At 62.6% G+C, this 23,871-nt stretch carries 15 protein-coding genes; 7 read left to right on the top strand and 8 right to left on the bottom strand.

Going from position 1 to position 23,871, the window contains the following annotated elements:
• Positions 1–12: 12 nt before the first annotated feature.
• From AB1286_RS26465 to AB1286_RS26455, 3 genes are read right to left on the bottom strand one after another with little or no spacing between them, the layout of a single operon-like run.
• Positions 13–2,421, bottom strand: a complete 2,409-nt coding sequence (locus AB1286_RS26465; protein WP_430366184.1) for an exo-beta-N-acetylmuramidase NamZ domain-containing protein — start codon at positions 2,419–2,421, stop codon at positions 13–15.
• On the bottom strand, positions 2,376–3,593 hold the full coding sequence (locus AB1286_RS26460; RefSeq protein WP_430367324.1) for a putative glycoside hydrolase: 1,218 nt from the start codon (positions 3,591–3,593) through the stop codon (positions 2,376–2,378). Before AB1286_RS26460 ends, AB1286_RS26465 begins: the two co-directional genes overlap by 46 nt.
• Before the next feature lie 32 nt (positions 3,594–3,625).
• Positions 3,626–4,474, bottom strand: coding sequence for a polysaccharide deacetylase family protein (locus AB1286_RS26455; RefSeq protein WP_430366183.1), 849 nt, complete (start codon positions 4,472–4,474; stop codon positions 3,626–3,628).
• A gap of 226 nt (positions 4,475–4,700) precedes the next feature.
• Between AB1286_RS26455 and AB1286_RS26450 the strand changes: the two genes are divergently transcribed.
• Entirely contained in the window at positions 4,701–5,660 is a 960-nt protein-coding gene (locus AB1286_RS26450; RefSeq protein WP_430366182.1) for a 1-phosphofructokinase family hexose kinase, read from the top strand.
• Here AB1286_RS26450 and AB1286_RS26445 read toward each other — a convergent pair.
• A complete protein-coding gene (locus AB1286_RS26445) occupies positions 5,657–5,815 on the bottom strand; it encodes a hypothetical protein (RefSeq protein WP_430366181.1) in 159 nt (52 codons plus the stop codon). The two genes, AB1286_RS26450 and AB1286_RS26445, sit on opposite strands and share 4 nt — an antisense overlap.
• A 191-nt stretch (positions 5,816–6,006) precedes the next feature.
• A complete protein-coding gene (locus tag AB1286_RS26440; RefSeq protein ID WP_430366180.1) occupies positions 6,007–8,430 on the bottom strand; it encodes a penicillin acylase family protein in 2,424 nt (807 codons plus the stop codon).
• A 127-nt stretch (positions 8,431–8,557) separates the two neighbouring features.
• Here AB1286_RS26440 and AB1286_RS26435 point away from each other — a divergent pair, with 127 nt between their 5' ends.
• On the top strand, positions 8,558–9,790 hold the full coding sequence (locus AB1286_RS26435; protein ID WP_430366179.1) for an NAD(P)/FAD-dependent oxidoreductase: 1,233 nt from the start codon (positions 8,558–8,560) through the stop codon (positions 9,788–9,790).
• Positions 9,791–9,820: 30 nt separating this feature from the next.
• Here AB1286_RS26435 and AB1286_RS26430 read toward each other — a convergent pair whose 3' ends face one another.
• Positions 9,821–10,300 (bottom strand): hypothetical protein, encoded by a 480-nt coding sequence (locus AB1286_RS26430; protein ID WP_430366178.1) that lies wholly within the window; start codon positions 10,298–10,300, stop codon positions 9,821–9,823.
• A 419-nt stretch (positions 10,301–10,719) separates the two neighbouring features.
• Between AB1286_RS26430 and AB1286_RS26425 the strand changes: the two genes are divergently transcribed.
• Positions 10,720–11,421, top strand: a complete 702-nt coding sequence (locus AB1286_RS26425; protein WP_430366177.1) for an AIM24 family protein — start codon at positions 10,720–10,722, stop codon at positions 11,419–11,421.
• A 38-nt stretch (positions 11,422–11,459) separates the two neighbouring features.
• Here the strand turns inward: AB1286_RS26425 and AB1286_RS26420 are convergent, their stop codons facing one another.
• Both AB1286_RS26420 and AB1286_RS26415 read right to left on the bottom strand, forming a co-directional pair.
• The gene (locus AB1286_RS26420) at positions 11,460–13,442 is read right to left on the bottom strand and encodes a methyl-accepting chemotaxis protein (RefSeq protein WP_430366176.1); all 1,983 of its coding nucleotides are present in this window, start codon (positions 13,440–13,442) and stop codon (positions 11,460–11,462) included.
• 168 nt (positions 13,443–13,610) lie between these two features.
• Positions 13,611–14,951 carry a hypothetical protein gene (locus AB1286_RS26415; RefSeq protein WP_430366175.1) on the bottom strand — a complete coding sequence of 447 codons (1,341 nt, stop codon included), beginning with the start codon at positions 14,949–14,951 and terminating at the stop codon, positions 13,611–13,613.
• Positions 14,952–15,314: 363 nt separating this feature from the next.
• Here AB1286_RS26415 and AB1286_RS26410 point away from each other — a divergent pair, with 363 nt between their 5' ends.
• The 4 genes from AB1286_RS26410 (at position 15,315) to AB1286_RS26395 (ending at position 23,809) form a co-directional block, all read left to right on the top strand.
• Entirely contained in the window at positions 15,315–15,785 is a 471-nt protein-coding gene (locus AB1286_RS26410) for a hypothetical protein (RefSeq protein WP_430366174.1), read from the top strand.
• Positions 15,786–15,845: 60 nt separating this feature from the next.
• Complete coding sequence (locus AB1286_RS26405; protein ID WP_430366173.1) at positions 15,846–16,817, top strand: hypothetical protein; 972 nt, start codon at positions 15,846–15,848, stop codon at positions 16,815–16,817.
• Positions 16,818–16,922: 105 nt separating this feature from the next.
• Positions 16,923–21,782 (top strand): RHS repeat-associated core domain-containing protein, encoded by a 4,860-nt coding sequence (locus tag AB1286_RS26400; RefSeq protein ID WP_430366172.1) that lies wholly within the window; start codon positions 16,923–16,925, stop codon positions 21,780–21,782.
• Between the two features lie 146 nt (positions 21,783–21,928).
• Positions 21,929–23,809, top strand: coding sequence for a chloride channel protein (locus AB1286_RS26395; RefSeq protein WP_430366171.1), 1,881 nt, complete (start codon positions 21,929–21,931; stop codon positions 23,807–23,809).
• Positions 23,810–23,871 lie beyond the last annotated feature (62 nt).

Below are 23,871 nucleotides of genomic sequence, written 5' to 3'. Positions count from 1 at the left end.
CCGACGATCGTGCTAATAGCGCAGGTAGCGCGCGCGCATCGATTCGAACCGCGTCGTGGTTTCTATAAGAATGGTATCGATTACTGCTGTCCCGGCACCCGTATCCAACGCCTGCCAAACCGTTGAAGAGCCGACCGACGCGCGAGTCGCCGCCAGGTCGAACTGCGCGGGATACAACGCCCGCAGCGTGGCGAGCAGCGCTATTCCGAGTTCCCCGGGAGGGGTCGGCATTGTGCCTCGGGAGATTGCAATCCCGTGACATTGTTGCCCGCGATAGATCGATTCCGTCGGCACGAAATCGATGGGGACAGCACGCACGCCAAGATGGAGCGCATCGATCGACGCGGCAAGCCGAGGGCCGTCGATCCAGGGCGCGCCGATCCATTCGAAGGGATGCGGCGTTCCGCGGCCGACACTGACGTTGGCGCCTTCGACCATTCCGATGTCGGGATACAGACCGAGTTGCGCCTCGGTGCGCAGGTTGGGCGAGGGCGGTACCCATCCAAGCCCCGTGTCCCCGAACCGCATCGCCCGCGAATAACCTTGCATCGAGATCACCCGTAGGTCGGCACCGATATGACGTTCGCTATTGAACAGCGACGCCAGTTCGCCGACAGTCATCCCCGGCATCAACGGCAACGGGAAATAGCCTGTGAACGATTCGCGATTTTCATCGAGGATCGGTCCGCCGAATAGGTTGCCGCCGAGCGGGTCGGGACGATCGAGGACAAAGAGCGGAATGCCTTTCTTTGCGGCCGCTTCAAGCGCATAACCGAGCGTCGTCTCGTACGTGAAAAAGCGAACGCCCGCATCTTGGATGTCGAATACGAGGGCATCCAGGCCGTCTAGCGAACCCGGTGGAAAGCGCTGACTCGTTCCGTAAAGGCTATGAACGGCGATACCGGTCGCCCGGTCGATCGAATCGCCGAGCGGCTCGTCGCGATCGGTGCCGAGTCCATGCTCAGGGGCGAAGATCTTGACGAGGTGCACGTTCGGCGCGGCGGCCAAGACATCGATCGTCCTGCGTCCGAGCGCGTCGAATCCCGAGCGATTCGTCACGAGGCCGAGCGCAAGCCCGTCCATCGGCATGAAGCGCTGTGCCTCGAGCACATCGATACCGCTACGAACGGGACCTTTGGCAAGCGGCAAGCGAAGCGCCGCGGCGACGGCAGACTCGAGGCCGGGCAATGCGCGCGTCACGTCGTTCACAGACATCGCCGGCTGCCGGCTAGCGAACCAGGCAACGACTTGCGCGCGCAATGGCCTCGCATCGCCGCTGTCGTCGGGGTGCACGCGATTCGTCAGGATCACGACGAATCGCCTCGATACGAGATCGATCCAAAGTGCAGTGCCGGTATAACCCGTATGAGTCAGCGTGCCGAGCGCCGGCAGGCGGTCTCGGTTCGAGGCGAGCGGCGCATCGAGCGCCCAACCGAGCCCGCGTGCCAGTTCCGCCTCGGCGCCCGGCAGGCGAGCCGAAGCGGACGGCGTCTGTGGCAGCGCGAGTGCCGCCACGGTCGCCGGCTTCAAAATACGCCGGCCGTGTAGGCGTCCCCCGTTGATCAGCATGCCTGCGAACCGCGCGAGATCGTCGGCCGTCGAAAACAGTCCCGCGTTGCCTGATACGCCGCCCATGCGCTCGGCTGTCGGATCGTGGACGCGTCCCGTTCGTATGCCTTGCCGATCCGATGTTGTCGGTGCGGCGCGTGCGATACGCGAGAGGTCTAACCGAAATGCGGTGTCGCTCATCCCGAGCGGCGCGAACACATGCGTTGCGCAGTATTCGTCGAGCGATCGGTGCGAGACGCGGCGAACCAACTCGCCGAGCACGACGAAGTTGATGTCGCTATAGATGACGCGTTGCCCCGGCGGCGCGCGCAACGGCTCGGCAATGACTTGCGCCAGGACGCCGGCCCGATCGCTCGCGCGCGTTCCGAGCGGCAGGTCGGGGGCGAAACCCGACGTGTGAGCGAGAAGTTCGCGTACGGTCACGGCAGCTTTGCCGTTCGCCGCGAAAGCGGGCCAATATCGCGCGACGGGGGCGTCGAGCGAAATCCGGTTCGCCTCGACGAGCTGCATAACCGCCGTCGTCGTGGCCACGACTTTCGTCAACGAAGCGAGGTCGAACTCGGTATCGAGCGTCATCGGCTCGAGCGTAGGCCTCATCGATCGACGGCCGAATGCCTGCCGATACGTCACGCCGTCGGCGTCGCCGGCGACGATGACGGCGCCGCCGATGCGTCCCGCGGCAATTTCGCCTTCGACGATAGCCGTCAGCGCGTTGCTTTGCGTCGACGTCTCATCGCCGGCGAGATCGGCACCCGCGCAATTCCCCGCCCAGGCCAGCACGACGGCCCAGAAGGAAAAAACGACGGCTAGCGCGGCAAGTCGGCCGCATCGTATCGGTTGCGAGGATTCCATAGCATCCATCCGTCGGTGCCTGCGTCGTCGGCTGCTTTCGTTTGAGCACGAATGGCTGTGGCATCGAACTCGCGCCGATCGAACGCGTAATCGCGAAACGCCTGTAACCAGGGGCGAAAACGTACGCCGGGCAAGCCGGTTCGCAGCTTCGCTTCGTGCAGCGAGCGGCGCACGATCTGCTCCGGATCGGCAACGGGGTTCGTACATCCCGGCAGTCCCCACGTAAAACCGGACGGGTAAAGCATCGGGGAAATATAGTCCAACGGTGCACTGAGCGTGTCGAGTTCCTGCCCGATCGCCGTATCGTCGAGATTCCAGCAGACGTAACCGAAGATATCGGCTGCGACGAATACGTTATACGGTGCCAGCCGAGTACGCGCTGCATCGAGAAAACCGACGATCGCGCCCGTTCGATTCGCGCGAGTGTTCGGCTGCGAAAATTGCAAACCGCTCGCATCGGGGAAGCGAACGTAGTCGAATTGAATCTCGTCGAAGCCGGCACGCGCGGCCTCTTGCGCCACATCGATGTTATGCCGCCACACGTCTTGCGAGAACGGATCCATCCATTGCAGGTTTTCGCGGTCGCGCCACGGGCGACCGGCCGCATCGCGTACCGTCCACTCGGGATGGGCCTGGGCAAGCGGGTCGTCCTTGAATACGACGATGCGCGCGATGAGGTACAAATGGCGCCGATGAAGCGCATCGACGATCGCTTGAAAGTCGCGGACGGACGGTGCGTGATCGCCGAGATGCGCCGAGGCGCCGATCGCATCGCGCGCGGCGCTCTGATAGGGCGTCATGCCTCGGTCGCCCTTCATATCGATGACGAGCGCGTTGATCGGCGTTCGTTCGGTGAGCTCGACGGCGGCATCGCGCAGCGTCGCATTCGTCACGCCGTAGGCCGACAGATAGACGGCGCGCGGTCGAAACGGCGTCAATGCGATCTTCAACGGTGCATCGGGCGTGACGGCGACGGTAGTGCGCAAGTAGCCAGGCGCCCGTACCGCAACGGTGGCGGCGCCAGCATCGAGCGAGAATCGTCCTGCCTCGTCCGCACGTCGCACGCCTTGCGCGTCCGTCATGATCGCGTGGGGAACGGGCTCATGGTTTTCGGCATCGACGACGACACCCGATATCGTTTGAGCCGCTACGGCGGATGCGGAGAAGATCAGTAGGCCTAATGATGCAACGAGTCGACCGCATTTCACGGTTTGGGCTCCTTCAAGTGGGTGTCGTGCTCGGCTGAAGCGGGCTCGCCGAGCAATCGGGCAAGGACGGCCGGCGTATCGCCATCGACGATCAGCAAACGCGAAAGGCGGAAAGGCGGACTCTGTCTGTCGATGAGATGACCGCCAAGTCCGAATGCGGCGCGGTATCCGGCAGCGCGCGCCATTTGAACGAGTTCGTCGTCGACGATGCCGAACGGCCAGGCAAGCAGGTCGACGTGGATCTGGAGATGCGTCTCGAGGCTCGCGCGCGATTTTTGAAGCTGCATCGCGGCGAACGCTTCGAAATCGTCGTGCGATAGGCGGGCTCGCTCGATATTGAAGTTGGGATGCCAGTAGGTGTGCGACTGCACATCGAAGGAGCCGGAAGCCCGCAGCGCTCGAAGCTGATCCCAAGTCAGCGCATAGGAAGCGTTCGAAATGGCGGACGGATAGATAAATAGCGTGATCGGCAGGTTTTCACGCAATGCGATCGGCCGTAGCGTGTCGAAGACGCTGCGATGGCCGTCGTCGACCGTCAGCGCGACGACTTTCGGCGGCAAGCTGTCTCGCTCGCCTTCGATCCAATCGACGACATCGCGCAACGCGACGAAACGATAGCCGTGCGCGCGCAGCATGCGCAATTGCGCTTCGAATGTTTCGACGCGAACAGTCATCGAATCGGCGGCGGTCTCCCCGAAGCGGTGATACACGAGCACCGCCACGCGTGGGACGGCATCGCTCGCCGTGGCCGGCATCGTGACGGCACCGGTGCAAAGCAGAGCGAACGTGAAAGCAAATGCGAGCGCCACGCGACGCATCGCCTGCAAATCGATTCTTGAGCGCATGTTGTTTGGGCAGACAGCTACGTCGCAACGTCGGCGGCGCTTTCATCTTCGCGCACCGAGCCGGCGTCTCGTATGACATCGATCAACTGAGGCGGCAAAGGCGCCGGAAATGGCGACGTGCGGGGTACTGCGGCCCTTGCCGCACCCGTTGACATGCATCAATGGGCGACGACGGAAGCAGTGCTCTACTGCGACCAATAACGCTAGCCAGCAAATCTTCCCGGCCATGACTGACATCGTTACGCTTACTTTAAATCCGGCCGTCGATCTGTCGTTTGCCGTCGATCGTCTGGTCCCTACGCGCAAGCTGCGCTGCGGCGACGTACGCCGCGATCCGGGCGGAGGCGGAATCAACGTTGCCCGCGTCGTGCGACGCTTGGGGATGGAGTGCACGGCACTCTATTTGGCGGGCGGGCGCACGGGCCGAACGCTATCGGAGCTATTGCGCGCGGAGCGCGTCGACATCGATTGCGTGCCGATCGCGCAGGAGACGCGAGAGAACTTCGCGGTGCGGGAAACGTCGACGGGGCAAGAATACCGGTTCGTCGCCCCGGGCCCAGAAGTCTCGCCGATCGAAGCGCAGGCGTGTTTCGACCGTCTCATGTCGCTCGATCCCTGTCCCCGGTTCTTGGTGGCCAGCGGCAGCTTGCCACCCGGGATTCCCGTAGATTTCTATGCGCGGATCGCGCGCGCGGCAAGGGCGAAGGGTACACGCGTCATTCTGGATACCTCGGGCGATGCGCTCGCGGCGGCGCTCGACGAAGGCGTCTACGCGGTCAAACCGAGTATCGACGAACTGCGCGAGTTGACCGGTAAGCCGCTGGAAACCCAAGCCGAATGGACCGAACAAGCTCAGCGGCTGGTTGCCCGCGGCAACGCACGTGTGGTGTTGGTGACGCTCGGAGCGAAGGGGGCCTCGATGGCCACCGAAAGCGGCGTCGACCATGTGGAAGGCGTACCCGTACCCGTGGTGAGCGCAGTCGGGGCGGGGGACAGCTTCGTCGCCGCGTTCGTTTGGGCGATCGACCAGGCACTGCCGCTGAAGGAAGCATTGCGTTACGGCGTTGCCGCCGGCACCTCGGCCGTGCTGCGCGCCGGCACCGTGCTCGCGCAGCCGAACGAAATCGAACGCTACTACCAAGCGTCGGCTGCCGCCGACGCGTTGCAGACTACCCAGACGGGTTAGTCGACGAGGCGAATCCCGAACACCGTGGCTTGCGACAGACGAACGCGCTCGGCTTCGCGATGACGCGCTTCGAACGAATAGTCGGAATCGAGCGGCAGGTGCGGGGACGCGAAGAACTCGCTGATCTTTTGAATGAGGGCGAAAACGTAGCTCATGGCAACTCCCGGTTAAATGCGGCTTAGGGTTATCCCTTAAGGCGTATTCTAGGGTTTTCCCTATACAAAAGCTAGTGCATTGCACAAATTTTTTATCAGAAGCCCCGTCTTTCGGCCCGACTGGCGATTGCTGCGTTGCGTCATTGCAACGACCCTACCTATTCCGCAAGTGCATTCGGCTAAAGGGGCGGTCATTGGGCCTTGGCCGGTGCCGCCGCCGGTGCCAGCACGAGCAGGTGGCGTTGCGGCCCGGGCAGTAGGGGCGTCGCGCGGCCCGTCGCCCAGGCGCTGAAGCCCGATAGGAAGTTGGCGCTGAACGGATGTCCGCTTTGTCCGCCGGGCATATTGAAGATGCCGTGGTCCTCATGTCCGGGAGAAACGACCATCCGCTCGGATTGGCCGAAAGACGGTGTCGCAACGCGCGGCATGTTGCCGTCGCCCGGCAGCGGGTCGGCCGGCTCGGCAAGCCATCGCGCGAGGAACGGCATCCCCAGGGCTAACGGATGTTCGATGCGAGCTGCGTTCCGGCGCCCCCACGTGGCATCCCTCAGAGGAGTCGATTGCGCGGTCAATTGGGAAATCGTCTCGTCGATCGCGCGAAGTTCCACATTGCGCCAGCTATCTTGGCCCTTCGGCAGCCAGCCGGGCGGCTGTTCATCGACAAGGCGCGCCAAGACCACGGGCCACCTCGGCGTGGCACGCGCAAAACTCGCCTCGGGGTCGAGCTTGCGCATTTGCGCATCGGCGGCATCGAAGAACGATCGATATAAGTTATATAGAAAGCCGCGCGTCAGACGATACCCGACGGAATCGACACAGGCACAACCCAGCCAATCAGTGAGCAGCAGTCGCTTGAACTCGGCTCGTTCAACGTGGCCGGCGATCGCTCGCGCATCCAACACGCGCAATGCGCGGTCCCGCCACGGCAACAGAAAAAGCGCGCGGTCGTCGAGACTCGGCGCATAGGCGCGATGCTCGTCGAAGCTCCGTTGCGCCGTGAGGTCGTCGCGAATTTGACGGGCCCGGGCGCCGAGGTCGGCACCGCCGTCGCCGATCAGATCGTAATCGCCTCCGGCCAACTGGCGCGCGTTGGCCGTCCAAAGCTGTCCGGAGGGTGGATTGACGATCGACGGGTGCTCTCCGGCCGGAAGCAAGCCGACGAACCCTTTGCCCGGGGCGTCGGATGGATAGGGGAGTGTATCGTCCCATTGCGAATGCCTGCCCGGCATCGCGCCCGCGATCGTCCAGCCGATGTTGCCCGACGCATCGCCCACGACGAGATTTTGAGCCGGAATACCTGCGGCCGCACCGATGGAGAGCGCTTCGGTCACATTCTTCGCACGCTCCATCCGAATCAGCGAGACGTCGACCGCGCGTTCATCTTCGGCCACCCATCTAACCGCGTACCGTTTGCCGCCCATCTCCGTGACTGGGCCGAGCGCGGTCTCGGCGAGGCGGATCGGTCGACCTTGCTCGCCTCGGACGTCGAGCGTCTCGTCTTCGTATTCGATCGGCGCCCAGCCGTTGGGCGTTCGGTAGCGGTCGACGTGTTGCGCGTCCGATTTCAATTCGACGAGATCGAGATCGTTGCCGTAGCTGTTCGTGAATCCCCACGCGACCGCACCGTTGCTGCCGGCCACGACCACAGGTGTGCCGGGCAACGTTACGCCGACGATACGCCGCGTCGCGCCCGATGCGTCCGGGTATTCGAGAGCGACGCGATACCAAATGTTCGGCAATCGAAGCGTCAGGTGCATGTCGTTCGAGACGATCGCGCTGCCCGTGACCGTTCGTGTGCCCGCTATTGCCCAATTGTTGCTGCCGGTCTGCGTGCCGAAGGGAATCTGACCCAATGTTTGGACGGAGGGACCGCCGAGCCAATCCGGTGCGGGTCCAAGAACGGAAGATGCGCCGCAGCCGATCGATGGCGCATCGAGGGGGGCGTCCCATTCGCTGCACGCCGGCAATAGCGTCTTTAAAGTTTGCTCATCCGTATGCGCGCTCAACCAACCTCGCGCGAACTTATAGTGCAGTTGGCTTCCTTGCAGATCGAAGTACATCGCCCAAATCGCGAGCAAGCTATCCTGCGGCCGCCAGGCCGCCGGCCCCGTGCGAAGCATGAGATATTCGAACGGCCGCACCTTCAACGCATCGAGCCCGGCATTGACGCCGGCCGCATAGTGCTCGAGAAGCGCTTGATCGGCGGGAGGAAGTTGCGCAAACGCTTTGCCGGCGAGCGAGTCGAATCGATAGACGCGGTGTGCGCGGTCGACGGCAAGCGCGGCAGGACCGACTAAAGCCGCCAGCGTGCCGGAAGCGGAACGGCGCAACAGATCCATTTGGAAGAAGCGCTCCTGCGCATGCACGAAGCCGGTCGCGTAAGCCACATCCTCACGCGTCCTACCGGCAATCGTGGGTACGCCTTGGGCATCGCGCGCCACGGAAACGCTGGCGTGCAATTGGCGCTCGGCATAGGTGCCGTCGAGCGAAGGCATGCTGAGCGCGACCGCTGCAATGGCCGAGAGCAACGCGAGCGCACAGGACACACCGACGACGCCGAGGCATCGCGCCAGCGTGCGCCATGCGCCGCGTCGTTTGGTAAGGGCGATTTCCATTGAGCGAAAAGTGCGCTTGGGTTCGGGCTATCAAGGTAAGGCGGTCGCGTAACGCCGCGATGCGTTTCTTTGCTAATCTATGCGCCGTCGCGTCAAGGCGCAATCAAACCGCACGTCAGGGCATTCAATGAAATTCGACGCCATCGTACTGGGCGCCGGCATCGTAGGTGTTTGTGTTGCCGATCATTTGCAACAGAACGGTTTATCCGTCGCACTTGTGGACCGAAAGGCCCCAGGCATGGAGACGTCGTTCGGCAATGCCGGGTTGATTCAGCGAGAAGGCGTCTATCCTTATGCGTTTCCGCGCGCCTTCGCCGATGTGTTGCGCTATGCGGGCAATCAGGCGCTCGACGTACGCTATCACGCGGATGCCATGCGCGAACTGGCGCCCTTCCTTTGGCGTTATTGGCGCAATTCCCATCCGGCTCGGCATGCCGAGATCGCTCGTTCCTACGCGACGCTGATCGAACACTGCGTGAGCGAACATCGTGAGCTGGCGGCGCAAGCGGGCGTGAGCGATTTGATCCGGGCGTCGGGATGGATGAAGGTGTTCCGAACGAATGCGAAGTTCGACCGAGAGCGCTCGGTTGCCGAGCGGTGGCGCAGGGAATACGACGTCGATTTCGAAGCACTCGATTCTGCCCGCTTGAAACAACTCGAGCCCGATCTCGATGATTCGTTGGCAGGCGGCTTGCGGTTCACCGCCGCCGAATCCGTGAGCGATCCCGGCGCGCTCGTCGCGGGCTATGCCCGGCATTTTTCGAAGATCGGGGGGCGGCTATTCCTCGGCGATGCCGCCACGCTGCGCGAAGGGTGGTCGGTCGAAACGCAAGAGGGCCGCATCGAATCGCAGCGGGTCGTGCTCGCATTGGGGCCTTGGTCGGGGCCGATCGCGGCCCGGCTGGGGTATCCCATGCCGCTTGGTATCAAGCGCGGCTATCACATGCACTACGAAGCGCAATCTCCGGCGCGCCTTAATCACCCGGTGCTCGACGTCGAAAACGGATATTTGTTGGCGCCGATGGCGCGCGGCATTCGGTTGACGACAGGGGCCGAGCTCGCTCGCTGCGATGCGCCGAAAACGCCGGCGCAACTGGACGCCGTCGAGCCTATCGCGCGCGGCCTATTTCCGCTCGGCTCGCGCTTGGATGCGGAACCTTGGATGGGGCGGCGTCCTTGTACTCCCGATATGCTCCCGATCATCGGCCCGGCGCGGCGCCGAGAAGGGATGTGGTTCGCGTTCGGTCATGCGCATCATGGATTGACGCTCGGCCCCGTCACCGGCCGGCTGCTGGCGCAAATGATGTTGGGCAAGGAGACGATCGTCGACCCAAATCCGTTTCGTGCCGAACGATTTTGATGAACAGCCGACAAGCGTAGCAACGCTACGCTACCACCGGCAGCCGTCGTCTCGAGCGGCATCCAACGCGAGGGCCGGAAGGGCAAGCAGTCCCATGCCGGCATAGCGGTTTCGGCAATCGGCGCGTGCCGACTTCGAGATTTCGCGCGCGAGCGGCGCTTCGCCGCTGCCGGCGGCCGCTTCGGCGCCCGCCGAAGAAGCACCGAGTGCCGGTCGCGCCCTTCCGTATCGGATCGATCGTGACGACGTGATCGAATTCAGATCGGACTGCCAATCGAACGATTTCTCATTGGGCCGAACCGCTTCGCTATTCGAATGGGCAGGCTCAAGTCGGGGCCCGACATTCGGCGATTGGGCCTTCGACGCCGACGGATTGCGTACCGGCTCGCCGCTTCGCGGCTTGGGCGCGAGCTCGCGCCGGATTTGGCGTTCGGGCCGCTGGACGCGCGGCGCTTGAGCGGAAGGAAGGAGCCGTATCGTCAAGGGCACGCGTTCGACAGCTGTAGGCACGACGCGCTCGGACCGCCTCCAATCGATTAGACCGAGCCATGCGAGTCCATGGATCGCCGTTGCAACGAACACGCCGACGATCGCGGCGTTGACTCTGCGCCACGATGAGCCGGGGCCGTCGTCCCATCGCCTTCGGACGCTGCTTCGTACCGTAGTCAAAGAATACGCTCAGGCCTGATTCGCCGACGGTTCGGGGCTGTATTCCATGGAGTGGTCATGGGATTCGGCGAAGTAATGAACGCGTCGATGATGTCGAAAAAATCAACGCAAAACAATAAGAAATGTATGCTTTGCGAGCGTAGACGCATCGTATCGCGTGCCGACGTCTAGCGCTGCCGTAGAAGCCGCGCGTACGATCACGCATTGGCGCGCAATGGCGCCGATACCCGTTCCGATAAAACACATGTAGGGGGCCGCACATGAACCAGCTTCCCACGCTTGCGCCGACAAGTGCCGCCGACGAAACGTATGGCGGGGTGACCTACCATATCGGCGGCGAACTCGTGCCAGTCCTGTCGATCGACGTGTCTAGGCAATCGGTGTATTTCGAACACCATATCCTGCTGTGGAAAAATTCGACCGTCCGAGTCGGCTTAAAGCCGCTCAAAGGCGCGGTCAAGCGCATGATGGCCGGCATGCAAGTGTTCGTGACCGAGGCGAGCGGACCCGGTGTCATCGCCTTCAGCCGAGACGGGGCGGGGCACATCGTGCCGATCCACCTCGCCGCGGGCGAAGAGCTCCACGTTCGCGAGCATCAATTCTTGGCGGCCACCGCAAGCGTCGATTACACGTTCGAACGCGTCCGCGGCATTAGCAACATGCTATTCGGGCAGAGCGGTTTTTTTATCGATAAATTCCGCAGCCATACGTCCGACGGCGTGCTGTGGGTGCACGGGTACGGCAACGTATTCGAGAAGGCGCTTGCTCCAGGCGAGACAATCGATATCGAGCCGGGTGGGTGGCTGTATAAGACGCCCGAGGTCGCGATGGAAACGGTCGTCGATCGACTCACGAGCGGTCTTTTCGGCGCGGGCGTGAATTTCATCGTGAACCGCTTCACGGGGCCCGGGCGCGTGGGCATCCAGTCGATGTACGTGAACTACGGGACCGCCGACAACTAACGGCCGCCGCCGTATAACCGGCAGCGGCCGGCGATCGATTAACGCGCAAGCTTGAATGTGGAGACGGCGCCGTCGAGGTCCGCCGCTTGCGTTTCGAGCGTGCGAGCTACGTCGGCGGCGGCGTCGAGGAGCGCCGCGTTTTGCTGCGTCGCTTCGCCGATCTGGGCGATCGACATACCGACTTGCTCGATCCCGACTGACTGCTGCCGCGAAGCGACGGCAATGTCGGCGATGATCGAGCGCACTTCATTGACGCGGGCCGTAATCCCGCGCATCGCCTCGCTCGCTTCCTCCGCGACGCGGTAGCCGCCTTGCACGATCGTGGTCGACTCGGCGATCACCGCATCGATTTCTTTGGCCGCGGCGGCGCTGCGTTGAGCGAGTGCCCGCACTTCCGCGGCGACGACGGCGAAACCCTTACCGTGCTCTCCCGCGCGGGCCGCTTCGACGGCTGCGTTGAGCGCGAGGATATTGGTTTGGAAAGCGATGCCCTCGATCACGCTCGTGATATCCGCGATGCGCTGCGACGAACCGTTGATCGTGCTCATCGTCGATACGACGCGTTCGACGGCATCGCCGCCTCCTGCGGCCGCGGCGGCCGCCGCATCGACCACCGTGTGCGCGCGGGCCGCATGTTCCGCATTTTGCTGCACCGTGGTCGTGATTTCCTCCATGCTGGCGGCGGTTTCCTCCACGCTCGATGCCTGCGTCGCGATGCGCGCGGCGATGTCGCCGCTGCTTGCGCAGATACGCGCAGTGCCGCTAGTCACGCCCGCGCATGCCTCGCGCACGTGAGCGACAATGCGGGCGAGCCCTTCGCCCACCCCATCGACGGCGCCCACGAGGCGCCCGATTTCGTCGGCGCGGCTGCGCGGATCGTTGCGCGATGCGTGTGCGGAGCCAAGCCGCACGCTCAGATCGCCGGCCGCCAAGCGACCGGCCGCGGCAGCGACTTCATCGAGCGGGCGGCTTACAAGCCGGCGCACGACGATCAAAGACAGAAGGGCGAAAATCGCCAACAGCCCCAATGCTATCGCCGCGAAGCGATTGCGAATCGAGGTGACCTCCGACATCACTTCGTCTTCCATGGCGACGCCGCCGATCAGCCATTGCCATTCGGGCACGCTCAAAAACGAAACCGTTTTGTCGCGGGCCTGCGTTTCGCCAAGCGACGTATCGGCCGAGCGGTAGTCGATCCGGCCTTCTTTCGTATCGAGCATTTGCGAATATGGGCCGTTCTTGTCGTCGACATGCTCGCCGCCGGCGCGCGGCTGAACGATGAATTTGCCGCGATCGGCGCCGTTCGATGCATCGACGACGAAGTAATAGCCGGTCTCGCCGACTTTGAGCGCGCGAATTTGATCTTCCAACGCTTGAATCTGGGCGTCGACATCCACCCCGACGAACAACGCGCCGATCACGCGGCCCGACGCATCGGCAACGCTCTTGTATTGCGTGATATATCGCTTGCCGAACAGGGTGGCGAGACCCGTATAGGTTCCGCCGGCCATCATGGGTGCGTAGGCGGGGCCTTTTCGATCGAGCAACGTTCCGATCGCGCGCGAACCGTCCTGTTTTTTCAGCGACGTCGTGACCCGCACGAAGTCGTCGCCGTTGCGGGCGAAGACGGTGGCGATCGCGCCGCTGCGCTGAAGGAACTGATCCGGGACCGAAAAATCGAGGTTCAGCACGTGATCGCCGGCTTTGAACGTCGATGCGGCTGTGCCGTTGATATCGACCTTGTTGACGTCGTCGAGCGAGAAGCCGCCGGGAAGGAAGCTTTCGAACAACGTCATCGTGCGATCGACTTCGGCGGACAATGAATGATCGATGACCGCAATCGTTTGCGCGATCGAACGATTCTTATCGTCGATTCGCTTCATGACTTGTTCGCGCACTTGGGCGCCGGCCGCCGCAGTCAATGCCCAGGAAAAAGCAATAAAAATCAGCGCGACGAGCACGCAAGAAAAAGCGACGAGCCGCGCGCCGATACCGAGGCCGCGCCGACGAGCTATAGTCATTAAAAATCCCAGACATTGAACGAATGGCCATTGGCAATGGCGCGTAAAGCGATGCAGCCCGCCGCGCGCTTGCCCTCACTGCGCCTTGGACTTAAGGAGCAGTGAGGGTTAACGGCAGTTTTTCGTTCAACTTGAGTGCGACCGATGCGCAATAGATTGACGGAGTCGTCAATTGACCTTTGCCCACTCCGCACGAATCAGCGCGCGAAATTCGATGTATTCCCAATCCGAGTTCGGCGTGAACTGCTTGATCTTATCGCCGTCGATGTAGTCGAAGTACTCCCAATGTATCGTGTCGTTGTCCGGGTACCGATAGCACTGGATCGTGGCCGTCATATTGCCCGGCGGGTTCCGGTTCACGAGCTTGTGCACTTGGTAGTACTCGGGCGTCAAGTAAGTGACTTCTCCTTGGTGGAACACCGCCTCGGTAAAGTAGTCCGTGACGCTTGGGTTTAGTTCCGGGTAGAGCTCGACCCATATATCGCCGTGCAGTACCTTGATGACCGCGCAGGCCTCGCCGTGATCGTGGATCGGAGAGTAGTGATTGCCCGGCCAGATCTCGAGCACGTACGGCGAGCCCGGCGAATCGCCCTTGTTCGGCCCAATCGTGATGCGCAGATAGGTTTCGTCCGGTTCGCTCTTGCCGAATTCCCCGGCTTTCTCTTTCAACTTCTCATAGCAGATACAGCCCGGCGTGATGATGCTGTAATTGATCGCCGCGGCAAAATCGGGGAAGTCGGCCGTATCGAGTTCGACGGCGGGTCCCGCGACGTTGCCGTACAACACCTGGCAAGCGGAGGGAAGGCTTGCGGCGACGGTCGCTTGGTTCCGAGCGATCATATCGAGCGTGATGCGATCGCTCGGCACCAGGACGGGCGGCGGCGCAAGCACGACCGGAAGCGGCCATAGCAAATGCCCGAGCGCCACGGGCAACGGCGTTCCGGCCTGCGTTGCGAGGCCGATGCAGCGGAGATTCTTGTAATCGCCGGCCGCCTCGATGGCCGCTTGCTTAAAGGCTTCGCGGCGCGCCTTTGCCGTCGCCCCGGCGGGTAACGCCGGCGTGCTAGGCGGAGAAATGGGCAGCGGCGCCTCGAACACCATGAGTTGCGGGAGCATCTCGCCCTTGCCGAATCGCACGCGGGCGTTCAGATAGTCGAGGCTCATCCAGTAGGAGATCGAAATTCCGGGATCGAGCAACGCTTTCTTCGCCGTGGTCTCGGCAATCACGCCTTCTTGCCCCGTTCCATTGTCGCGACGCAAAGCGGTTTTTTGCAGTCCCACTTCCAGCACCAGCACCGTACCGTCAAGGTTCTTTTCCGAACCGAGAACGATGCGAAACGGCTGATCGGTTTTGAACGTAAAAGAGATCGTACCCTGGCCGCGAACGGGGAATTCGTAGTTGGTAAAAGTAACGGGCCAAGCAGAACCTACCGATGCGCCGATGGCCTCCGGCACGCGCGTGGGAAAGAGGTGTTGCAACGGGGCGCGGGTTCGCGGAACCAGTTTCATGTTCGTCTCCTCGATGTAAATCCACTCATACCGGCCGAGGGTTTCGGCCGGCGTGAAGGACACTGTTTGAGACGAGTATGGCAGCGGGTGCGGCGAAGCTGTCCTGTCAGAACTACGGGTTCGTGCGATCAATATCGATTGCATGCGAGCGCCCGCATTTTATGCGCATTCGATAATGCCATCCAATCTGGACATGACGTCCAAAAAGCCTTGAAGTGGCGAATCGGTGTCCTAGACTTGGCTCCATCGAAACCTTTCCCATTCCGGCGGAAGCCGGCACTGACCCCGGCCTCGGCACGATACGGCTGAGGACGAGCGCTGCCTGCGCGGGTGTCCCGCGTTTTTCCAATAAGGAGAATGAGAATGCGAAAAGAGGTCATGGCAGTTTGTCTTTGTCTTGCGACGGTCGGTCAAGCGATCGCCACCCCGGTCATCACGTTTTATAGAAAGCAAGGCGAATCGCACGTGGATTGCAGAATCACGATGCAAAACGGAACGGTCAACTTCAAGCATTCGAGTAATTCGTGTAGTAACGACGACGACTATTACTTTTCGATTTCGGGGGCGCAAGACGGCGTTCAGTTCGGCATCTATAACAACCCCGATTGCAGAACCAACGAGAGCTACGCCACCTACAAGATGGGCAACGGCGACGCCAATCGCAACATCCGCATTACCGCCGTCGACGCAAGCCGTGGCTTGCCGTCCGGCAGGCTTATACACGATTCGCTGATGTCGGGCGGACAGTCGGGAGGCGGGCAACTTCACGGCAAGGTCTCGTGCCTGAAAGTGTGGAACGTCCCGGCCAATACGGCTGCCAACGTAGCGCAGTGACACCAGGGCGCGAGCGAACTTTCGTTCGCGGCGACAGCATCCAATCAGGGAGGCAGCACGATGAGCACCCGGCAGGAGGAGGCGACGTGGACCACGCTCGAAACGTTCGACGTCGAGGTCAGCTCGCCCAGCAATCGGCTCTACCGAAATGGACGGCAGCAAGTGGAGGTCACGGTCAAACTGCGCGCTCGCAATGAAGACGGCCGGATCGTGCCTTTGAGCGAGGAGCAAAAACGTAGCGTACGGCTGATCGATTACAACAGCGGCGAGGTGCTGCCCGACATACCGGCGTCCGGTACGGTGGCGACAGGGTGGGGGACGACGAGCGTTCGCAACGAGTACGAGTTTTTCCCCGGGGCGCGGGACGGCATGCCCGGTCAGATCGGCCCGGCCGAGGGGTACACGTTCGTCGTGCGTTACGTTCAAACGGTCGACGCCGCCCCCAAGCGGATCGGGGCGCAGGTGCGCCGAGACGCGCAGACGGTGTTCAAGACCAATGCCGATAACGTGCAGAAATCGATCGAAGCCGTACCGGAGCGGTTGCCGAGCTTCGACGAGCGCGCGACGTCGGTCGAGCACGGCTGGGAATCGCAACGCGTGGTGGGCGACGAGAACGATTGGGACTTGCGCACCGTCGATTACTATTTTTGCGGACTCTCGATCAACGGTAACCGCGTGAAGCTGCGCGAATTCACGGTTCGCCCGGCCAGCATGTTCCAGTGGGAAAGCACGAATCCCGCGAGCGAAATCTTCAGCTTCACGGGTTTCGGCACACCGGGCAGCTCGATGGCCCAATACAACGTTCCGGCCGCGTTCAGCGATCGCCGGCATAACCCCATTTCGATGCCAAGCGACGGACGCGGAATCGTCGTGCTGATTCGCTCGAACGGTATCGCGCAATCGAGTGCGGGCAACGTTCATAAAGGCGCATGCGATGTCGATGCGCGCGATGAGTTCGGGACCGATCATCCGCTACGGGTGTCGTTCAAATCCTCGTCGAACCGCAACGAACTCGTCCTGACCCGACGTTGATCTCCCGCGCGGCCCGCGCTGCACCGGCGGGCTGCACCTCATCGCCCGGCGATAAGCGCCGCACTCGAAATCGCCTCCCATATCCACTTTCTCGGAAACGACGCCATGACGACGCTCCATACGTCAGGCCCGGCACAGGCCGCGGCCGTGCATTCGAACGCTTTCAACTTTCTGAGTTTCGTGCAGACCGGTGTCGATCCGCGCACGGGACTCTACACCGTCAGCCTCTCGCTGCCGCCGGTTGCGGCCAATGGCTTGACGGGGCCTACCTTGTCCGCATCGCTCGCCTTCAATCCCATGCAGACAGACGATCGCGGCTTCGGCATCGGCTGGGGCCTGCGCTTATCGAGCTACGACGCCGTTGCGCAGGTACTGCGCCTGTCCAGCGGGGAAGTCTATCGAGCCTACGATACGGGATCGACGCTCGTCGTCGAGGATCAGAAACTACGCACGTTCAGCGTCGAGAAAGTCGGCAGCGATTTCGTCATTGCCTATAAATCCGGCGTGACGGAAGTGTTGTCGACGCGAAGCGGCGGTGCGGGCCTGTACTTGCCGGAGACGATCCGCTCCCATGAAGGCCGCACGCTGACGTTGCGCTACGCCACCTTCGGCAACCACCGTATGCTCAGCGAGGTAATCGACGAGACGCGCACGCTCATCTCCATCACTCGGGCGTCCGGACTTATCTCGATCGTCGTATGGCCCGGATCGCCGCAGGCCGCCACCTTATCGATGTGGCTCGTCAATGCTCAAGTGACCGAATTGCGATTGCCTGTCGACAATCGTGCGGCATGGCGATTCGTCTATGAGACGCTCGGCGAATATACGTTGATTTCTCGCGTCGACACGCCGCTCGGCGGCTACGAACTCGTTCGTCACCAGGCGCGAGGACACGCATTTCCCGCGGGAGCGCCGCAAGGGCACTTGCCGTATGTGATCGAGCATGTACGTGGGCCGCGAGCGGGGCAGCCGGTCATGCGCTCGGTCTATCGATATTCGAATCGCAATTTTCTCGGCTATGGCGCGAACGGTCTCGTTTGGGTCAACGGCCAAGACAATCTGTGCAAGGTGCTCGAAGACTATCGGTATGACTCGGTCGAAACGTGGATGGAGGGCGAGGGCAGCTCGGAGCGAGTGCTGCGCACTATCACGAGGACCTACAATCGCTTTCATCTCTTGTTGAGCGAGGAGACCCGCGAACGCGCTCACGTGCGCCGACAAGAGACGCAATATCATGTGCTCGACGGCCGGCCCTACGCCGATCAGCCTAGGCAATGTCAACTCCCGCAGCGCGTCTCCACGTCATGGGCGGTGCACGACGATTTTCCACGCCGGCGCGAAGAAGTCGTTACGACGTCGTTCGACGAGTACGGCAACCTACTATGCCAAGTAGACGCGGTGGACGTCACGGAGCAATACGCCTACTACGACCTGGCCGGCGAGGACGGCTGTCCGCCGCATCCGCATGGCTTCGTGCGCTTCATGAAGGAAAAGCGCGTCATCCCGGCGCAAACCGAGCAGACGACGGGACAAGCCCCTTCGACGGTCACGCGGTATCGTTACGCCGCCATACCTTCGCTACTTCCCTATTCACCGCCGGCGATCGTGCAGACGCTCGAGCGCCTTTACGAAGCGAACGGAGATGACGAGCGATTGGTGCGGGAGGTGGAGACGAGCTACTACGATACGCCGTCGGACCCCAGCCTTCACGCTCGCGAGAAAACAAGGACCGTCACGGTACAAGGCTTCAAGACGCGAACTCACTTCACGTATGCGATGCATGCCGGCGCGTTGGAAGTCGTCCAAACGGTAACGGGCTTCGACGATACGCAGCGCACCACCCGCATGCTGCGCTCCCTCGTGGACGGGCAAGATCTAGAGGTCGAGACCGAAGGCGGTGCGCACGTGCGCTATCGATACGACGCGTTAGGGCGGGTGTCCAGTGAAACGACGGCGCCCGACACGCCCTTCGAGGCCACGCGCCGCTACCATTACGCACTGGCGAGCGCTGCCGACGACGATGCCTTCGCGGCCACGACCGACGCGAACGGATTGACGACGCGCACGTGGTACGACGGCCTGCAACGAAAGATACGCGTCGAAATGCAAGCGGATGCACCGGCGGGCGAGCCGTATCGACTCAGTTATGCGGCGCGATACGATGCGGCGGGGCAACTCGTCGAGGAAACGAATCACGACTGGCTCGAGAATGCGGCGCTTGCGCTCGTCAGCCGTCACGAATACGACGACTGGGGCGAGCGATGCATGACGATTCGCGGTGACGGCGTCGTAGAGCATCGCGTATTCGATCCGATCGCCCGTACGGAAACCTGCTGGCTCGACGATCGTTTGGGGCACGTGTCGGGCCACATCGTCACGCAGCGCAATGGATTCGACAAACCGACGTCGGTCGAGCGAATCGACACCCAGGGCGCTATCTATAGCAAGAGCGTCAGCGCGTACGACGGCCTTGGCCGGCTCGTACGCGAATCCGATGCGGCCGGCTATACGACCGAATTCGACTACGACGTGTTCGGGCGGACGACGCATCGGCGCCTACCCGACGGCACTGCGCTCGAATACGACTACGCGCGCCACAGCGATGCCGACTTGCCGACCGAGATCCGCCTGCATCCCGCGAGCGGCGCGCCGATGGTCATCGGCCAACAGCGTTTCGACGGGCTAGATCGTTGCGTGAGCCGTACCGTAGGCGGGCGACGCCGGACCTTCATCTATGACGGCGCGTTCGATGCGCCGTCGATCGAGCAAACGCCGCGAGGCGAATCGATTCACTTCGGCTATGAGCCGCGCCTGACCGACAAACCGGTGCGTCGTAGCACCCGCGAACTCGAGGATCGGTACACCTATGATCCACGTCACGCGCAACTCGTGGCGATGTCTTCGCAAGGGCAGGGCGAGCATCGGTTCACCTACTCGCCGCTCGGCCAGTTGCTGCGCGAAGCGTGGCTCGATGCCGGCCGCCCATACGAAGCCAGTTACATCCATTCGATGCAAGGGCGGCCGCTGCGGTATATCGACTGCTTCGGCCGTGAGCAGCGCACCGAATACGATGCGGCTGGGCGAGCGGCATCGGTCGCCTACGAAACGCTTGCCAGCCGAATCGATTACGACGGATACGGTCGCATCCACCACATCGTCACGCAGGACATGCAATCGGATCGCGCATTGACCGTGACGTGCCGCTACGATGACTTCGGCCGCGAAATCGAGCGATCGTTTTCGATCGATCGCACCATACATACGGTCATCACGCAGACCTATACCAACACCGATAAGCTGGCGCGCCGCGCCGTCCGGGCGCGCGACGTGACGTTGCGAACCGAGTCGTACAACTACGACTCGCGCGGACGACTGGTCGATTATCGATGCGAGGGCGCTCAACCGCCGCGCGATTCGTTCGGCAATGCCATCGTGGCTCAACGATATGCGTACGACGGGTGCGACAACATCCTGACGATCACGACCGAATTCCTCGACGGGCAAGACGTCGCGCGATATCGATATGAAAATCCCGACGATCCGACGCAATTGACCGGCATCGCGCATACGCATCCGCACTATCCGTCGACGGAAACGCTCGCCTACGATCAAGACGGCAATCTCGAGCGTACGTCCTCGCGCGCATATCGATACGACACGTTAGGCAGGCTGACCGAGGTTGAACGGACGCAAGAAGGCGTGCCGGGTCGCTATCGTTACGATGCGCGCGATAGGCTGACGATCGCCGAATCCGACGACGGCGCACGGACGCACAGCGCCTACCGAGAAACGCAATTGATCGGCGAGCTGCTTTCGGGCGGTCCCCAGGGTGAGCTTCAGCGGCGGTACTTGCGCGAGGGCGAATTGCTGTTGGCACAGCGCGACGGCGCTTCCTCTTCGCAAGTCGTGCTCTGCGGCGGCGACATGGCGCAAACGGTAAGGCTTGCGCTATCGAGTGCGAGCGGCACGGCATTCGACATCGCCTATACGCCTTACGGCGCTAGGCCGCTCGAGGCGGGGCTGCCCGGCTTGCTGGGCATACAGGGACAACGTTACGACGTGCTGGCCGGCGGATACCTGCTCGGCAACGGGGCACGCCTATACGATCCCTCGCTAATGCGTTTTTTGAGCCCGGACTCGATGAGTCCATTCCATGGTGGCGGGATCAACGGGTATGCCTACTGCCTTGGCGATCCCATCAACCTCGTCGACCCAACCGGCGCATTGAGTTGGCAATCGATTCTCGGAATCGTGATCGGAGCGGTGGCCGTCGCTGTTGCCGTTGCATCGCTCGGTACGGGCATCGCGATTTCAGCGGGGCTCGCACAAGCCAGCGCGGGTCTCGCGGCCTTCGCCACCGTGCCTTCCGCAACGCTATCGGGCGTGCTTGCGGTCGGGGCGGTCGCGGCCGATATCGTCAGCGGCGCGACGGCGATCGCCTCCTCGGCATTATCGGAACGCGACCCGCAGGCAGCCGGGATCCTCGGGTGGGTGTCGACCGGCTTCGGTGTAGCGGCCACGGCACAGGGCTTTTCGGGAGCGGTGAGCGGGGTCGCCAATACGTCGCGCGGTACCGCATCGGCCGCGAGCGCGCGATTCGCCGTGGCCCGCTCGACGCTGGCAGTCGCCGCGAGCATGCAAGGCGTCTCGACGCAAATCGCTGCGGCGCTCGGCAAGGAGCCACCCGCATGGGCGTCGTATGCACTGAGCGGATTGTCGTTGGCGTTGGCAGGCGCAGGCTGGGGCAGTGCGCTCGGCGAAACCGCATTCGCGGCGCGCAACGGACGTTCGTTCGATCTCCAAGCGGTGGAGCTTGCTCAACTGGGCGCACGCGCGACGCCTCCCGCCCGGGCGCAATCGGGCGCCACCTCTAGCACTCAGGGGACATCGGTCGCGCGTGCGAACCGCTCGGTGCGTCGCGTAGGCGCGCCGAACGGGGACGAGGAGGGCAACACCCGGCTATAAGCGAAAGGGCGAATCGCTCCGCGCACAACGCTCGAGACTCGATACGCGTTCCACCTCGATTTTTCGCCTCGCACCATATACATCACATTGTGATATATATGGTGCCGTTGGCCGGAGGGGATTCGGCTGCTCGAAGAGGGATGTTCATGAGCGGGGACAAAGGCGATTTCGCAACAGACGTCCGACTGCTGCGCATCAGCGCGATCGCAGCCGTAGGCGGCGCATTGAGCACGGTCGCGGCGGATTTTTTGCTGCACCTGATTCGGTTGTTTACGAACCTGTTCTTCTACCACCAACTCACGGCGGCGAATCGCCCGCCCTCGAGCAATACACTGGGGCTGCTCGTCGTCGTTATCCCGGTGATCGGGGGCTTGCTCGTGGGGCTCATCGCCCGCTTCGGTTCCGAACAGATTCGTGGCCACGGGATACCGGAGGCCATCGAAGCGATCTTGTTCGGTAAGAGCAAAATGTCCCCGAAAGTCGCCGTTCTCAAGCCGCTGGCTTCGGCGATCGCGATCGGCAGCGGCGGGCCTTTCGGTGCCGAGGGGCCGATCATCATGACCGGCGGTGCGATCGGCTCGCTTGTGGCGCAATACTTCCATCTGACGAGTGCGGAAAGAAAGGCGCTATTGGTGGCGGGCGCCGTGGCGGGGATGACCGCGGTATTCGGTACGCCGGTTGCGGCGGTCTTGCTTGCGATCGAGTTGCTGCTGTTCGAGTTGCGACCCCGTAGTTTGTTGCCCGTCGCCATCGCATGCGCCGTCGCTGGGTTCACGCGGCCATTGCTGCTCGGCTCCGGTCCGTTGTTTCCGCTCCATACGGCTGTGCTGGGCCCGATCGGCCTGCTCTCGTCGGCCATTGCGGGCGTGATCGCCGGGGCGCTCTCATGGGGCCTGTCGACCTGGCTCTATAAGGTCGAAGATGCATTCGGCAAGCTGCCGATCCATTGGATGTGGTGGCCCGCGCTCGGGGCGATCGCCGTGGGGATCGGCGGCTATTTTCAACCACGGGTGCTCGGCGTCGGCTACGACGTGATCGGTGACCTGCTTGCTGGGCATCTCGCGACACAGGCCGTGATCTCGATCGTCGCGATCAAGGCCATCGTTTGGGTCATCGCTTTGGCGTCGGGCACTTCAGGCGGGGTGCTCGCTCCGCTGCTGATGATGGGCGCAGGGGTAGGCGCACTCGCCGCGCCCTATATGCCCGGTGGCGATCCGGCGGTTTGGCCGCTGATATTCATGGCCGCGGCACTGGGTGGAATGATGCGCGCGCCGATCATGGCCGCCGTATTTGCGTTCGAACTCACTGGCGATGCCAATGCCTTGTTGCCGCTGCTGGCCGCCGCCGCCGTCGCCTATGGGTTCACGGTGCTTCTCATGCGCCGATCGATTCTGACCGAGAAGATCGCGCGTCGCGGCTATCACATCTATCGCGAGTACAGCATCGATCCATTGGAACGTCATTACGTCGAAGAGGTCATGACGCGCAACGTCGCGACGATCGAGGCGAAAACGCCGATCGCCGAAGTCCTCGAGGACTATTTCGGGGCGCGCCAAAAATTTCGTGCCTACCCCGTGGTGCGATCGGGTTGTCTCGTGGGAATCGTCGACCGCGCACGGCTCGATCAGGCATCCGCGGCCGATGGCGATGCGCCGGTTGGCTCGCTGTTCGGCGCATCGATGCCGGACGTTGCGTTGCCGGGCGAGACCTGTCGGAATGTGGCCGCGCGCTTGGCGGTGAAAGGCCTGGATCGCGTGCCCGTGGTCGAAAGCGAGAAAACGTATCGGCTCATCGGCATCGTTTCTCGCTACGACTTGCTGAAGCCCTCGACGGTCGTGTTCGCCGAGGAGCGCGAGCGCGAGCAATTGCGGCACCTCTGGACGAGTGCGAGGCCCGGCGCCGGGTCGCCGGAGGGTGACGACGACGTGGCGGAGCAAGGCCATGTCGTCCGCCAAAAGATAACGGTGCGAAGCGATGCAGACGGCGCGAGCAGCGACGAACGCGATACGACAGCGCTACGCCGGTAGCCACCTACCTTTCTTCGTTCGGCGCGAGGCGGTTAATAATTACTAATAGTCGGCACCCGAGC

Origin of the sequence: Trinickia sp. NRRL B-1857 (genome assembly GCF_050470685.1) — a bacterium.
Classification (GTDB): domain Bacteria; phylum Pseudomonadota; class Gammaproteobacteria; order Burkholderiales; family Burkholderiaceae; genus Trinickia.
Note: the sequence above shows the minus strand (reverse complement) of the source record. Positions and strands in the feature narration are given on the sequence as shown.

Excerpts from the sequence above, each read along its gene's own strand:
- AB1286_RS26440 (WP_430366180.1), bottom strand. The coding sequence starts at position 8,430 with ATGGAAATCGCCCTTACCAAACGACGCGGCGCATGGCGCACGCTGGCG.
- AB1286_RS26455 (WP_430366183.1), bottom strand. The coding sequence starts at position 4,474 with ATGCGCTCAAGAATCGATTTGCAGGCGATGCGTCGCGTGGCGCTCGCA.
- AB1286_RS26415 (WP_430366175.1), bottom strand. The coding sequence starts at position 14,951 with ATGAAACTGGTTCCGCGAACCCGCGCCCCGTTGCAACACCTCTTTCCC.
- AB1286_RS26410 (WP_430366174.1), top strand. The coding sequence starts at position 15,315 with ATGCGAAAAGAGGTCATGGCAGTTTGTCTTTGTCTTGCGACGGTCGGT.
- AB1286_RS26425 (WP_430366177.1), top strand. The coding sequence starts at position 10,720 with ATGAACCAGCTTCCCACGCTTGCGCCGACAAGTGCCGCCGACGAAACG.
- AB1286_RS26465 (WP_430366184.1), bottom strand. The coding sequence starts at position 2,421 with ATGGAATCCTCGCAACCGATACGATGCGGCCGACTTGCCGCGCTAGCC.
- AB1286_RS26450 (WP_430366182.1), top strand. The coding sequence starts at position 4,701 with ATGACTGACATCGTTACGCTTACTTTAAATCCGGCCGTCGATCTGTCG.
- AB1286_RS26400 (WP_430366172.1), top strand. The coding sequence starts at position 16,923 with ATGACGACGCTCCATACGTCAGGCCCGGCACAGGCCGCGGCCGTGCAT.
- AB1286_RS26405 (WP_430366173.1), top strand. The coding sequence starts at position 15,846 with ATGAGCACCCGGCAGGAGGAGGCGACGTGGACCACGCTCGAAACGTTC.
- AB1286_RS26395 (WP_430366171.1), top strand. The coding sequence starts at position 21,929 with ATGAGCGGGGACAAAGGCGATTTCGCAACAGACGTCCGACTGCTGCGC.
- AB1286_RS26420 (WP_430366176.1), bottom strand. The coding sequence starts at position 13,442 with ATGACTATAGCTCGTCGGCGCGGCCTCGGTATCGGCGCGCGGCTCGTC.
- AB1286_RS26435 (WP_430366179.1), top strand. The coding sequence starts at position 8,558 with ATGAAATTCGACGCCATCGTACTGGGCGCCGGCATCGTAGGTGTTTGT.
- AB1286_RS26445 (WP_430366181.1), bottom strand. The coding sequence starts at position 5,815 with ATGAGCTACGTTTTCGCCCTCATTCAAAAGATCAGCGAGTTCTTCGCG.